The 13,400-nt window shown below is 73.0% G+C and carries 13 protein-coding genes; 5 read left to right on the top strand and 8 right to left on the bottom strand.

Translation table 11 applies throughout. From position 1 onward, the window contains the following. Positions 1-40 precede the first annotated feature (40 nt). Positions 41-1,093: a glycosyltransferase family 4 protein gene (locus tag DFH01_RS05850; RefSeq protein ID WP_109869396.1), complete on the top strand. Its 1,053-nt coding sequence runs from the start codon at positions 41-43 to the stop codon at positions 1,091-1,093. A gap of 6 nt (positions 1,094-1,099) precedes the next feature. Here DFH01_RS05850 and DFH01_RS05845 read toward each other — a convergent pair whose 3' ends face one another. Genes DFH01_RS05845 through DFH01_RS05835 form a run of 3 tightly spaced genes read right to left on the bottom strand, consistent with a single transcriptional unit; the run spans position 1,100 to position 4,821 of the window. Next, positions 1,100-1,726, bottom strand: coding sequence for a YjbF family lipoprotein (locus DFH01_RS05845; protein WP_109869395.1), 627 nt, complete (start codon positions 1,724-1,726; stop codon positions 1,100-1,102). Positions 1,727-1,784: 58 nt separating this feature from the next. Next, positions 1,785-3,803, bottom strand: coding sequence for a TRAP transporter permease (locus DFH01_RS05840; RefSeq protein WP_109869394.1), 2,019 nt, complete (start codon positions 3,801-3,803; stop codon positions 1,785-1,787). A gap of 22 nt (positions 3,804-3,825) precedes the next feature. Next, entirely contained in the window at positions 3,826-4,821 is a 996-nt protein-coding gene (locus tag DFH01_RS05835) for a TAXI family TRAP transporter solute-binding subunit (RefSeq protein WP_233255980.1), read from the bottom strand. 149 nt (positions 4,822-4,970) lie between these two features. Here DFH01_RS05835 and DFH01_RS05830 point away from each other — a divergent pair, with 149 nt between their 5' ends. Then, a complete protein-coding gene (locus DFH01_RS05830) occupies positions 4,971-5,669 on the top strand; it encodes a CBS domain-containing protein (protein ID WP_233255979.1) in 699 nt (232 codons plus the stop codon). A 136-nt stretch (positions 5,670-5,805) separates the two neighbouring features. Here the strand turns inward: DFH01_RS05830 and DFH01_RS05825 are convergent, their stop codons facing one another. Beyond that, positions 5,806-7,206, bottom strand: coding sequence for an ATP-binding protein (locus DFH01_RS05825; protein ID WP_109869391.1), 1,401 nt, complete (start codon positions 7,204-7,206; stop codon positions 5,806-5,808). 7 nt (positions 7,207-7,213) lie between these two features. After that, a complete protein-coding gene (locus tag DFH01_RS05820; RefSeq protein ID WP_158287627.1) occupies positions 7,214-8,416 on the bottom strand; it encodes a penicillin-binding protein activator in 1,203 nt (400 codons plus the stop codon). Here DFH01_RS05820 and rsmI point away from each other — a divergent pair. Beyond that, positions 8,410-9,303 (top strand): 16S rRNA (cytidine(1402)-2'-O)-methyltransferase, encoded by an 894-nt coding sequence (gene rsmI, locus DFH01_RS05815; RefSeq protein WP_199231164.1) that lies wholly within the window; start codon positions 8,410-8,412, stop codon positions 9,301-9,303. The genes DFH01_RS05820 and rsmI overlap by 7 nt on opposite strands. Here rsmI and DFH01_RS05810 read toward each other — a convergent pair. Genes DFH01_RS05810 through hemW form a run of 3 tightly spaced genes read right to left on the bottom strand, consistent with a single transcriptional unit; the run spans position 9,267 to position 12,380 of the window. Next, on the bottom strand, positions 9,267-10,250 hold the full coding sequence (locus DFH01_RS05810) for a hypothetical protein (RefSeq protein ID WP_109869388.1): 984 nt from the start codon (positions 10,248-10,250) through the stop codon (positions 9,267-9,269). The genes rsmI and DFH01_RS05810 overlap by 37 nt on opposite strands. Then, positions 10,247-11,224: a polysaccharide pyruvyl transferase family protein gene (locus tag DFH01_RS05805; protein WP_109869387.1), complete on the bottom strand. Its 978-nt coding sequence runs from the start codon at positions 11,222-11,224 to the stop codon at positions 10,247-10,249. The genes DFH01_RS05810 and DFH01_RS05805 overlap by 4 nt, the downstream gene beginning before the upstream one ends. 4 nt (positions 11,225-11,228) lie before the next feature. Next, positions 11,229-12,380, bottom strand: coding sequence for a radical SAM family heme chaperone HemW (gene hemW / locus DFH01_RS05800; RefSeq protein WP_109869386.1), 1,152 nt, complete (start codon positions 12,378-12,380; stop codon positions 11,229-11,231). A 154-nt stretch (positions 12,381-12,534) separates the two neighbouring features. On the opposite strand from hemW, the gene DFH01_RS05795 reads away from it, so the two are divergent. Both DFH01_RS05795 and DFH01_RS05790 read left to right on the top strand, forming a co-directional pair. After that, positions 12,535-13,008 (top strand): YbaK/EbsC family protein, encoded by a 474-nt coding sequence (locus tag DFH01_RS05795; protein WP_109869957.1) that lies wholly within the window; start codon positions 12,535-12,537, stop codon positions 13,006-13,008. Then, entirely contained in the window at positions 13,008-13,397 is a 390-nt protein-coding gene (locus DFH01_RS05790; RefSeq protein WP_109869385.1) for an MAPEG family protein, read from the top strand. Before DFH01_RS05795 ends, DFH01_RS05790 begins: the two co-directional genes overlap by 1 nt. Positions 13,398-13,400 lie beyond the last annotated feature (3 nt).

Raw genomic sequence — 13,400 nt, 5'->3', positions numbered from 1 at the left:
CCATGGACGGGCGGGCCGGGGCACGGCATGACGCCGTCCGATGCAGACGACGGCCCTCCTCCAGCACCTCGGCTTCGCGCTGTGCCTTGCGCTGCTGTCCGCCCTTGCCGTGCGGCTGATGATCGCCTTCCCGATCCTCGACCACCCGAACGCGCGCAGCGCCCATACGCTTCCGACGCCGCGCGGTGGCGGCGTGGGGGTGGTGCTGGCCTTCGTGGCGGGCATGCTGGTGCTGTATCTCGCCGCCGATTTCGCGCGCATCGCGGAGCGACCTTTCCTCGGCGTCATCGCGGCAGCACTGGCGATCGCCGGGGTCGCGCTGGCGGACGACATGCGCGACCTCTCCGCCCGCTTCCGGCTTCTGGCGCAATGCGCCGCGGCGCTCGTCGCGGTGGCGATGGGGCTGGTGGTGAACCAGCTCGCCATGCCCTGGGGCGGCATCCTGCAGCTCGGCTGGCTGGCGCCGCTGGTCACGCTGGTCTGGATCGTCGGTTGCACCAACGCCGTGAACTTCATGGATGGCCTGGACGGGCTGGTCGGCGGCACGCTGCTGATCGTCTCGGCCGCGCTCTGCGCCATTGCCGCCTGGCAGGGCGGCTGGTTCGTCTATGCCGCCGCGCTGTTCCTCGCTGCGGGCTTCGCCGGCTTCCTGCCCTTCAACCTGCATCCCGCGCGCATCTTCATGGGCGATGTCGGCAGCCAGTTCGCCGGCTTCATGATGGCGGTGCTGGGTATCGCCGCGGCGCGGTTCGATTCCCAGCAGCTCTCCTTCGTGATCGTGCCGCTGCTGATGTTCGGGCTGCTGTTCGACGCCACCTTCACTTTGGCGCGTCGCGCGCTGATGGGGGCGAGGCTGACGGAAGGCCACCGCACGCATCTGTATCAACTCGCGCAACGCTCCGGCATGGGCGTGCGCCAGGTGGCCGCGGTGCATTGGTTCTTCGCGGCGTTCAATGCGCTGATGGTCGTCGCCTTCCTGACGATCCCCGCGCCGTACAAGGCGGTGGCGGGGCTGCCCGCGCTGGCGGTGCAGCTGCTGTGGCTCGCCTATGTCATGCGACGGATGAATGAAGCGGGGATCGGCTGGCGGTAGAGAGGGTCAGAAGCCGCGCATCTCCAGCGTCAGCACGCCCGCCTCGTCGCCGGCCCATTGCTCGCTGCGCAGCACCGCGCCGCTTTCGGGCTGCACCCAGAAGCGGTTGGTGAAGGACGCGCCGCCGCCGGTGCAGCGTTCCTCCACCACCACCCAGCCGGCTTCGTCGCGGCCCGAGAGGCGGCAGTCCAGCGCCACGCCGAAGCGCATCGTGGACGGGTCGCGCTCATTCGTGGCGAGGTCCACGCTGCGCCGTGCGAAGGCCTCCGTCCCGCGCAGCGCCAGCGGATGATCCAGCGGATCCGGTCCCTCGAAGCGGGTCGCCATCAGCATCTGGCGCAGGCCGGCGGTCGCGACGATGCGCGGGCCTTCGGTGGCGATCGCGATATTGCCTGCCTCGCTCCGCCAGATCGCCCGCGGCGCGCCGCCGCTGACCGGCAGCAGCACGGCCCGGCGCGGCGCCACGAGCAGCAGATGCGGGCCCTGCACCGGCGGCGGCGCTGCGGCCTCGGGCGCGGTGCGGCGCAGCGCCTGGGCGGTGGGCGTGTCGCCGCAGGCGCCGAGCAGCGCGACCAGACCGAGGGCGCCGACGATCCGCCAGCGCCGCGTGGCCTCCCAGCCGGGCAGGATCATGCAATCCAGGATAGAATATGACCCTGTGAAATGGAACGCCCGGGCGAGAACGCGCCGGTCACGCCGGCCGCTCGCGCACACGCAGCTGCAGCGCCATCAGCCCCAGCGCCAGCACCAGCCCGATCCAGTGCGGATACGGCACGAGGTCCGCCGCCAGCGCCTCCAGCGCGGCGGGAAACACCATCAGCACGCCCGCCAGCGCCAGCAGGCCGCGTTCCCACCCCGCCAGCGCGCGGCGCAGCCAGCCCTGCGTCGCGGCGGCGAGCGCGGCAAGGCCGAGCGTGGCCAGCAGCACCTGCCAGGCCACGTCGGCCCAGCCCATGCCCTCGCGGAACTGCAGCAGCAGGCCCACGCCCTCGGGGTCCGTGACGAAGACGAAAGGCAGCACGAAGGCAGGCAGGGTGTATTTCCACGCCATCAGCGTGGTGCGGTACGGCCCCGCCCCGGTGATCGCGCTGGCCGCGAAGGGGCTGAGCGCGGTGGGCGGCGAGACCTCGCTCAGCACCGCGTAGTAGAAGACGAACATGTGCGCCGCGTAGTCGGGCACGCCGAGCTTGATCAGCGCCGGCGCGGCCACCACTGCGCAGATGATGTAGCTGGCGGTGACCGGCACCGCGAGGCCGACCACCCAGACGATCAGACCGGTGTAGACCGCCGTCACGACCAGTGACCCGCCGGCCGCCTGGATCGCGATGTCCGAGAATTTCAGCCCGAGCCCGGTCAGCGTGATCACGCCCACGATGATGCCGGCGCAGGCGCAGGTGGCCGCGATGCCGACCGACTGCACCGCGCCCGCCGACAGCGCCTGCACCAGGCGCCGCGGCGTCAGCGCGGTGTCGCGGCGCAGGTAGCTCAGCACCACCGCGACGATCATGGCGTAGAGCACCGACAGCGTCGCCGAGTAGCCCATCCCCATGAACACGACGATCGCGATCAGCGTGGAGAAGTGGAAGCCATAGAGCCGCAGCAGCTTGCCGACCGGGTCCACCTGCATCGCCGCCGCCGCATCGGCATCGCCCGAAGCGGCGCGCGCCGCGATGCGGCGCTGGTCCAGCTCCACCATGAACAGCAGCGACGCGTAGTAGAGGCAGGTGGGGATGATCGCCATCACCAGCACCTCGAGGTAGCCGATCTTGAGGTACTCGGCGATCAGGAAGGCCGCCGCGCCCATCACCGGCGGCGACAGGATCGCGCCCAGGCCGCCCGCGGCCAGCAGCCCGCCTGCATCCGCGGCCGGATAGCCCACGCGCTTCATCATCGGCCAGGCGACGGTGCCGAGCGTGACCGTCGTCGCGACGCCCGATCCCGAAGGCCCGCCGAGCAGGAAGGAAGACAGCACCACGGTGCGGCCCGCGCTGGTCGGCTTGCCGCCGGTCAGCGCGAAGGAGAAGTCGACGAAGAACTTCCCCGCGCCCGAGGCCTGCAGGATCGCGCCGTAGATCGTGAACAGCACGATGAGCGAGGCCGAGACATCCACCGCCGTGCCGAAGATGCCCTCCAGCGTGATGGTCAGGTGCGGCACCAGCCGCTCGGCGTCGTAGCCCTGATGCTGCCAGGGCGGCGGCAGCAGGTTGCCGAAGAAGCCGTAGAGCAGGAACACCAGCGCGACCACGGGCATGACCGGCCCCGTGGCGCGGCGCGTCACCTCCAGCACCAGCGCGATCAGCATCCAGCCGACGACGAGGTCCATCGGCTCGGGGAAGACGTAGCGGTCCTGCAGCGCGTCGCCGCCCGAGATCAGGTACCAGGTCACGTAGATGCCGGCGGCGACCAGCGCCATGTCCCAGGGCATCAGCCGGTGCCGCCAGCGCCGCCCCACCGGGAACAGCGCGAAGCCCAGCACCAGCGCGAAGCCGACATGGACGTAGCGCAGCGTGGTGGTGGGCACGATGTCCCACGCCGCCCACAGGTGGAACAGCGACATGGCCAGCGCCACGGCCACCGTGGCGTGGCCGAGCAGGCCGGGAAGGCGGTTCTGGACGCCTTCCTCCTGCTCGATCAATTCCTCGAGCCGGGCGGCGGTCGCCTCGTCGAGCGCGCCCTTCGGCACCTCGGGCGGGATCAGGGTGGTGCTCATCCGCCCGCGGTGCCGCGCCGTCTCAGCCCAGGTTGGCGCCGGCGGAGCGCCAGAAGGCCTCGGCGGCCGGATGCCAGGGGATGCCGGCGGCCGCGCTCTTCTGCGCCTGCAGCGTGAAGTCCCGCGCGGCGGAGTGCGTGCGCACCAGGTCCTCGCGCCGGCCCCAGGCGACCTGCAGGATCTTCGTCACCAGATCCGCCGCCATGTCCTCCCGCACCGCCAGGATGTTGGCGACGGAGAGCTGCTTGTTGGGCGTCGTCTGGCCCGGATAGGTGTTGGCCGGGATCTCTTCCGGGAAATAGACCGGGCCGTTCTTTTCCACGATCTTCTGGTGCAGGTCGGCATGGTCCACCAGCACGATCTGCGTGCCCGGCGTGGCCGCGAGATCGGTGATCGCGCTGGTCGGCACGCCGGAGACGAAGAAATAGGCGTCGAGCTTGCCGTCCCGGATCGCATTGGTGGATTCCGCCGGCGAGAGACGCTCGCGCGCGCGGAAGTCCTTCTCCCGGTCGAGGCCGGCGGCTTCGATCACGCGGAAGGCGAAGAGTTCGGTGGCGGAACCCGGCGCGCCGGTGGAGACACGCTTGCCCTTCAGGTCCGCGATGCTGCGGATGCCGGTGGCGGCCGTGGTCACCACCTGCATGCGGTTGGTGTAGAGCACCGCGATGGCCCGTGCCGGCACCGTGCGGCCGCGGAAGGGGCCGGCGCCGTTGATCGCGTCCACCGCCGCGTCCACCTGGCCGAACAGCATCCCCACGCGCCCGGCGCCGAGCAGCTGGAAGTTGGCGACGGAGCCGCCCGTGACCTCGGCCGTCGCGCTCATGCCCGGGATCTCGCGGGAGAGCAGGTTCCCGAGGGCGCCGCCCAGCGGGTAGTACACGCCGCCGGTCGTGCCCGTGGCGATGGACATCTGCATGGCCGCCTGCGCCTGCGCGAGGCGGGGCAGGCCCATGGCGGCGGCCCCCGCCAGCGTTGCGATGCGCAGACCCAGGTCGCGCCGGCCGATTGCATGCGTCACGGTCACATTTCCTCCCTTGTTCCGTCGGCCAGGAATACAGGCGCATCGCCACCTGTCAAACCGCCGGCCGATTGACATGCGTCAAGGATTATCGACCCGATCGAGCCTACCATCGTGTCATCCTGCACCGGAGCAGAGGGAACGCCCCGATGACCAGCCTCAGAGCACGCGACCTCATGACCGCCGACGTCGTCACGGTACCGCCGGAGACGCCGGTGATGGCGATGGCGCGGCTGCTTGCCGATCGCGGCATCTCCGCGGTCCCCGTGGTGGACGCGCAGGGCCAGGTGCTCGGCGTCGTCACGGAGGCCGACCTGATCCGCCGCCTGGCCGGAGAGGCCGACAAGCCCACCGGCTGGTTCGCGAGCCTGTTCGGCAACCAGGAACGCGATGCGGAGCGCTATGCGCGCACCCATGGCGTCACCGCCCGCGACGTGATGACGGCCGAGGTGGTCGCGGTGGATCCCGACACGCTGGCCTCGCAGGTCGCGCACATGATGGAGGATCGCGGCATCCGCCGCGTGGTCGTGACGCAGGACGGCAAGCTCAAGGGGCTGGTCTCCCGCGCGGACCTGCTGCGCGCGTTGGTCGGCCCGCCGCCCGAGGGCGGCGAGTTCCCCGATGAGCGCATCCGCCGCGCCGTGATGGCGGCGATGAAGAAGGAGCCCTGGGCCGACACCTTCTACACGCTGGTCGAGGTCAACAACGGCATCGTGGAGTTCCACGGCTTCAGCCGCAGCGCCGCCGTGCAGCGCGGCCTGCGCGTGCTGGCGGAGAACGTGCCGGGCGTGAAGGGCGTTGTGGACAACACCCAGCCCATGCCGGCGTATCTGTTCGCTTCGTCGTAGGACGAAGCGAACAGATACGCTCTTTCTGGTGCCCTCAGGCGCCGGGCGCGCGCATCCGCGCGCTTGGCTCGCCGCACTCGCGGCGGGCCGCGTTCGCGGCCTCGGCGCGGTTTGCGCGCCGCCTTCCCTCGCCCCGTCAGCTGGTGGCAGGGTCGGCGGGCAGCCAGACGCTGAAGGTGGCGCCTGCACCTTCCTCGCTCTCGATCAGCAACTGTCCGCGATGCCGGTTCACGACATGCTTCACGATCGCGAGGCCTAGGCCGGTGCCGCCCTCGCTGCGCGACCGGCCGCGATCGACGCGGTAGAACCGCTCCGTCAGGCGGGGGATGTGGTGCTTCGCGATCCCCGGCCCGTCGTCGCCCACGCTGAGCACCACGCCCGGCCGCGCCGGCCAGCGGCCGCCCGGCGCGGCTTGGCCCACCGCGAGCCGCACCTTGCCCCCCGCCCGGCCATAGCGCGCAGCATTGTCCAGCAGGTTCCGCACCACCTGCGCCACCTGCTCGGGATCCGCCGGCGCCGCCACCGCATCGGGAACGAGATCCATCTCCAGGCGGACGCGGCGCGCTGCGAGGATCGGCTGCATCGCCTCCGCCTCCGCCGCGACCAGCGCGCCGAGATCCACCCGCCCGGTCGGCGGCTGGTGCTCGGTGATCTCGATGCGCGACAGGCCGAGCAGGTCGTCGATCAGCCGGCGCATGCGCTCGGACTGCTCCGCCATGATGCCGAGGAAGCGCTGCTGCGCCTCCGGGTCGTCCCGGGCCGGGCCGCGCAGAGTCTCAATGAAGCCGATCAGGCTGGCCAGCGGCGTGCGCAGCTCGTGGCTTGCATTGGCGACGAAGTCTGCGCGGGTGCGTTCCAGCGCGCGTTCCCGCGTGCGGTCCGACAGCACCAGCACCAGCCGCCCGCCATCGGCCAGCGGCGGCTCCATCGGGATGGCATGCACCTTCAGCTCGCGAGGCACCGGCACCGGCAGCGCGATGTCCACGTCGCGCGGCGTGCCGGAACCGAGCGCGGCATCCAGCGCATCGGCCAGCGCGGGATGGCGCAGCAGCGCCGCGAGGTCACCGGCATGGCCCGCCGAAGTCCCGAACAGCGCGCGCGCCGCGGCATTGGCGCGGAGCGCGGCGCCGCCGCGATCGAGCACCACCAGCGGATCGGGCAGGCGCTCCACGATGGCCTCGTCGGCGCGGCGCAGCCGCACCACGAGCTCGGCGCGCTCGTTGACGCTGCGCGCCAGGCGTCGCGCCGCTTCGGCGATCTCCTCCACCGAGGGCAGCAGCGCCGCACCGGGCTCTGGCTCCAGCATCGCCTCGCCCGCCTCGGCCCGGCGGAGCGCCTCGCGCAGGCGCCACAGATTGCCGAGCCAGAGCCGCGCCAGCAGCACCGCCGCGCCAATGGTCGCGGCCAGGGCGAGCAGCCCGGCCGCAGGCTCCAACCAGCCGGCCAGCAACAGCAGCAGCAGCAACGCCGCCGGCACGCCGCCGATCAGCGCCGCGGCGGCGGCGGTACGGCCGGCCGGCGTGACCGGCAGGGGCATCGGCCGGCTAGAAGCCGGCGCCGGCCGGCTCGGGCGCCGGTTCCACCAGCACCGCCTCGCCCTCCGGCGAAAGGGCATAGATCGCGAGACCGCGCAGCGTCTGTCCGTCCGAGAGCAGCCGCACCGGGCCATCGGCGCCGGGGAAGCTCTGCTGCGCCGTGACGGTCGCCACCGGGCTGGTGGAGCGCAGCGCGCGCGCCGCCAGGGCCGCCGCGTCGTAGGCGGAGGCGGCGATGCGCGGCGGCGTCTCGCCGAAGGCCGCGCGGTAGCGCTCCTCGAAGCGCGTTCGATACGAGGCGTCCGGCCCCGGGAACCAGGCGCCGCCAAGCGCGGGCTCGCCGGCAAGCGCCGGGTTGTTCAGCCACAGCGCCGTGCCGAGCAGCCGCGGCGCCTGCCCGCCCGGCTGAGCGGCGGAGGCCTCGGCCACATAGGCGGCAACGAAGCGGCGCGCCCGCTCGCCGGTCTCGCCCAGCAGCAGCGCATCGGCCTGCGGCGCGGCCATGCGCGCGGCGCTGGCGGCCATCGCCAGGTCCACATTCGCCGGATGCAGCGCGATCGCCGGCGGCGGCAGGCGCAGGTCGCGCATCGCGCCCTGCAGCGCCGCGGCCAGGGCGCGGCCGAACTCGTTGGCCGGCGCCGCCAGCACGAAGCGCTGGGCGCCCTCCCGCGCCGCGGCGGAGGCCACGCGGCGCACCTGCTGCTCCGGCGTCATCCCCAGCACCCAGACGCCCTCGCCCGCACGCTGGCTGTCATTGGTGAAGGCGAGCAGCGGCACCCCGGCCGCCCGCGCGACCGGGGCGACCGCGGCCGTCTCGCCGCTGGTCAGCGGCCCGACCAGGGCGCGCGCGCCCTCGGCCAGCGCGGCGCGGGCCGCGGCGGCGGCGCCGGAGGGCGTGCCGCCGGTGTCGCGCGGCAGGAACTCCACCCCGCTCGTCGTCTCGTCGAACAGCGCCATGGTGCCGGCCTGCAGCAGCGCCTGGCCGAGCGGCGCCTGCGGGCCGGTCAGCGGCAGCAGCAGCGCGGCGCGCGCGGTCGCCTGGGCCGTGACCGCGGCACCGCCGATCGGCGGCGCGGCCGGCACCGCGACCGGGACGGAGGCTTGCGGAGCACAGGCCGCCAGGCCGAGAAGGGCGGCGACGGCAATCTCGCCCAGGCTGCGGCGGGACCAGGACAGCGCCGGGCGGGGAGGCGGCGTAGCGGATGATGGCAAGCGGCGATCCTCCTCAACGGTCGGCGGCGCATCCAAACGAGGCCCCGGCGGGGCTGTCGCTGGTGGCGACGCCGATCGGCAATCTCGGCGACCTGTCGCCGCGGGCGCTCGCGGTGCTCGGCGGGGTGGACGCCGTGCTGTGCGAGGATACGCGGGTGACCGGCCAGTTGCTGGCCCGTCATGGCATGTCCGTGCCGCTCCTGCCACTGCACGACCATAACGAAGCAGAGATGGTCCCGCGACTGCTGGACCGTCTCCGCGCCGGGGAACGCCTGGCGCTGGTCTCGGATGCCGGCACGCCGCTCGTCTCCGACCCCGGCTACCGGCTGGTCCGAGCGGCGATCGAGGCGGGGCTGCCGATCACCGCGATCCCCGGTCCCAACGCGGCCGTGATGGCGCTGACGCTGTCGGGCCTGCCGCCCAACCCCTTCCTGTTCCAGGGTTTCCTGCCGCCGAAGGCCGGGCCGCGGGCGGCCGCCATCGGGCGGCTCCGCGCGGCGGAGCGGGCCGGGCTGTCCGCGACCATCGTGTTCTTCGAGGCGCCGCACCGCCTGGCCGAGACGCTGGCCGCCCTGGCCGAGGGCCTCGGCCCCGACCGCCCGGCCGCCGTCGCCCGCGAACTGACCAAACGCTTCGAGGAGGTGCGGCGCGGCAGCCTCGCCGCCCTCGCCGCCCACTACGCCACGGCCGAGGCCCGCGGCGAGATCTGCATCGTGGTCGGCCCGGCGCCGGAGGAGACGACGGCGGAAGCCGACCTCGATTCGCAGCTCCGCGCGGCGCTGCAGGGCGCGAGCCTGCGCGACGCCGCGGCCATGGTCGCCACCGCTACCGGCCTGCCGCGCAAGCAGGTCTATGCGCGGGCGCTGGAGCTTTCGCGGGAGAGCTGATCGCGCTGCGGGAAGACCAGGTCCGACCCCGCCGGCAGCTCATTCGCCAGGGAGGACAGGCAGGAGGCGGCCCGACGGTCCTGCCCGAGCGCGATGCCGATCGCGGGCACGCCGGACGCGACGGCGTAGGCAAGCGGCAGGTCCTGCGTGGCCACCACGGAAGCGCAGCGCGCCACCAGCGCCTTGAGCCGCGCCGGCGTCAGGTGGCGCCGGCGCCAGCGCGTCTCGCCCAGCTCGGGCAGCAGAACGGGCGAACCCGGCAGGAAGCGCGCGGCGAGGTCGAGCGTCGCGGGCAGGTCGTCGGCCGGGCCTTCGGGCTGTTCCACCGGCAGCGGCAGGACCGGCCAGCCCCGGAAGGGCGCAAGCAGCGCCGCCATCGCCGCCCCGCGCTCGGCGATGGCGCGCGCCGTCTCCTCGCCGCCGAGGATGGCGAGGCCGAGCAGCTTGCCGTCCGGCAGCGCGCCCGCCAGGGCAGGATCGGGCGCGACGGCACGCTCGGGAAAGGGGCGGATGCGCTGCGCCGCGGCGACGCGCCAGACCAGCAGCGCATTCGCCGTCACATGCTCGCGCAGGTCGAGCGGCGTCGCGCTGTCGAGCACGCCGACGCCCTCCGGCGCATCGGTGCGCGCCGCCTCGCGCTCGACGGAGAAGCACAGCGTCTCCACCGTCGCGCCGCGCGCCTGCGCCCGCGCCCGCGCGGCGACGCGCAGCGCGCGCTCGAGCTCAGCGCGGCGCGTGAAGACACCGGCGAGGACCACGCGCCCGATGCCGAGCGCGGCCGGATCGGGCTCGTTCTCCGCCGTCGCGAAGCCGGGCACCTCGGCCGCGACATGCATCGCGAGGAAGGGCGGCGGTTCGGCCCGCAGCGCCGCCGCGACCTCCGCCATGATCGCGCGGGAGCGCAGGCCGCGGAACGGTCGCTCGGCCAGGACCAGGATGCGCGTCACGCCGGCGTCTCCAGCCCGACGCAACGCGAGCCGGGCGCAAGGCGATGGGCGAGGGTGACGAAGGTGCGGCGCAGGCTGTTGTCGATCAGCGGATGCAGCCCGATCACCCGCACGCCGGCGCCGATGCCGTGGATGGCGTTGTGCTTGCGGTGCGTCAGCAGCGTGTCGCAGCGCGCGATCAGGCCCTTCAGCCGCGCGGGCGTCATCTCCGCCCGCCAGAAATCGCGGTCGAGCAGGATCGGCGCGACCACCTGCGCCTTCGGCAGGAATTTTTGGAGGAACGCCCGGCAGCCGGCGACGTCGTCCTCCTCCGGCGTGTCGAGATGCACGGTGCTGACCACGGGCAGCACGGCATGGTCCGCGAATTCCGCCAACAGCCCGCGCACCCGCGCAGCCTCGTGGTCGAGCGCCGCGCGCATCAGCGGCATCGGGATGATGGAGACGCCGAGCAGCTTGCGCCCGCGCGGCAGCAGCGCATCGGCCAGCGCGGGATCGGCGGGGATGTCGGCTTCCGGAAAGCCGGTAATGCGCGGCAGCCGGCCGATCCCGGCCATAGCCGCATACTCCACCGAGAGCACGTCGCGCACCGTGAAGGAGGCGGCGCGGAGGAAGACGCCGCGCGCCGTCTCGTCCAGCCAGCGCAGGTCCTTCGCCAGCCAGGAGACGCCGAGATTGTGAAAGTTGATCTCCGCCCCGGCGGCCTCGGCCGTTGCGAGATGCGGCAGCCAGGCGCGGAAGGCGTCCGGTGTGCCGAACATGCCGCCGCCGAACACGACGCGCGCGGGCCGCAACGCCAGCATCTCCCCGCCGTCGCGGAAGCAGCCGGAGAGTCCCGGCGCGCAGCGCATCGTCCACTCCGGCGCGACGCTGAAGGCATGCGCATCGGTCGACGGGAAGGCGCGCATCGCCTCCATCAGGCAGAGCTCGTCGCCGAGATTGCCGTAGCCATAGGCGCCGAGGAAGGCGGTGCGCATCCGCTCAGTTGACCAGCAGCGGCAGGATCGCGTCCAGCCGCAGCAGCCCGTCCGTTGTCGCGACCAGCCGGCCGTCGCGCCAGGCCAGCAGCCCTTCCCCGGCGAGCGAGTCCAGCATGCGCAGATCCACCGCCTCGGCGAAGGGCATGGTGCTGCGCGCTTCGATGCGCGCCGGGTCCACGCCCTCGGTAAGGCGCAGCCCCATCAGCAGCGCCTCCCGCGCCCGGTCGCGCGCCGAGAGTTCTTGTTCGTCGACGACCGCGTGGCCGTCCCGCTGCACGCGCAGAAGCCATTCCTCAGGGGCGCGGTGGCGGCGTGCGGCGATGATCTCGCCATCCAGCGTCAGCCGCTGATGCGCGCCGGCGCCGATGCCGATGTAGTCGCCATAGCGCCAATAGGCGAGGTTGTGCCGGCTCTCCGCGCCCGGCTTCGCGTAGTTGGAGATTTCATAGCTGAGCAGGCCGAAGGCGGCGGCTTCCTCGGCGGTCGCGGTGTAGAGCCGCGCGGCGTCCTCGCCTTCCGGCAGCCGAAAGTCGCCACGGCCGTGCAGGGTGGCGAATTGCGTGCCGGGCTCGATGGTGAGCTGGTAGAGCGAGAGGTGATCGGCCGCCAGCGCAAGCGCGCGGCGCAGCTCCGCGCGCCAGTCGGCTTCCGCCTGGCCGGGGCGGGCATAGATCAGGTCGAAGGACACGCGCGAGAAGATCGCCCGAGCTGTCTCCAGCGCGGCGATGGCCTCGCCCGCATCGTGGCGGCGGCCGAGGAAGGCAAGGGATTCCGGCTCCAGCGCCTGCACGCCGAGGGAAACGCGGTTCACGCCGGCCTCGCGGAAGCCCCGCAGCTTGTCGCGCTCGACGCTGGTCGGGTTGGCCTCCAGCGTGATCTCGAGATCGGGCAGCGGATCGAACAGCGCGGTGGCGTCCGCAATCAGCGCCGCGACGGTCTCGGGCCGCATCAGGCTCGGCGTGCCGCCGCCGAAGAAGATCGAGGCCAGCGGCCGGCGCCCGGTGCGCGCGGCTTCCCGCGCCAGCTCGGCGCGCAGCGCGGCGGCGAAGGCGGCGTGGTCCACCCGCTCCCGCACATGGCTGTTGAAGTCGCAATACGGGCACTTGGCGGCGCAGAAGGGCCAGTGGATGTAGAGGGCGAGGGGCTCGCGCATCGCTTTCCGCAGATGGGTCCGGTAAGGCGGCCGGCAAAGCCGGCCGAGGCCGCGAATGCGGCCCGCGGCAGGTGCCGCGAAGCCAAGCCGGCGGATGCCGGCACCGGCGTTTGAGGGCACACGCGGAGCGCGTGCAAGAGGAAAGGATATGGCGATGTCCGGCGGGTCTGTCGAACGGGTGCGGGCGGCGCTGCTGGCGGCCGGACATGCGGATTCCGTGCAGGCCTTCCCCGAAGGCACGCGCAGCGCCGCCGATGCCGCAGCGGCCGTCGGCTGCCAGGTGGCGCAGATCGCCAAATCCATCGTCTTCCGCGGCGGCGAGCGCGTCGTCCTGGTGATCGCCTCGGGCGCCAACCGGGTGGACATGGCCAAGGTCGCCGCGGCGACCGGCCTGCCGGTGAAGCGGGCCGACGGCAATTGGGTGCGGGACCGGAGCGGCTTCGCCATCGGCGGCGTCGCGCCGCTCGGCCACCTGACGCCGCCGGTGGTGCTGGTGGACGAGGATCTTTTTGCCTTCGAGCAGGTCTGGGCCGCGGCGGGCTCGCCAATGCATGTCTTCGCCACCACGCCCGAAGCCTTGCTGGCGCTGTCCGGCGGCACAAGGGCCGATGTAAAGGAGGCTGCCTGATGCTGCCCGTCACGGCGCTCTATGCGGGGCTGCTCGGCCTCTATTTCATTTGGCTGGCCACGCGCGTGATCAAGGCGCGGCGCATCCATCGCGTCGGGCTCGGCACGTCGCACCGGCTGGTGGAGCGGCCCGCGCGGGCGCATGGCAACTTCGCCGAATACGTCCCCTTCGCGTTGCTGCTGCTCGCGCTCTGCGAGATCAACGGCCTGCCCGACTGGGCGCTGCATGTGCTGGGCGTGGTGCTGGTCGCGGGCCGCGTGCTGCACGCCCAGGGCATCGCGAAGGAGCCCGAGGACTTCAAGTGGCGCGTGCTGGGCACCAGCCTGACCTTCACCATGATGGGCGTCGCCGCCGCCGCGCTGCTGGGACTGGCGGCGGCGACGCTGTAGCGA

The organism is Falsiroseomonas bella (genome assembly GCF_003173615.1).
Lineage (GTDB): Bacteria > Pseudomonadota > Alphaproteobacteria > Acetobacterales > Acetobacteraceae > Falsiroseomonas > Falsiroseomonas bella.
This window is presented reverse-complemented; position numbering and strand designations above follow the sequence as displayed.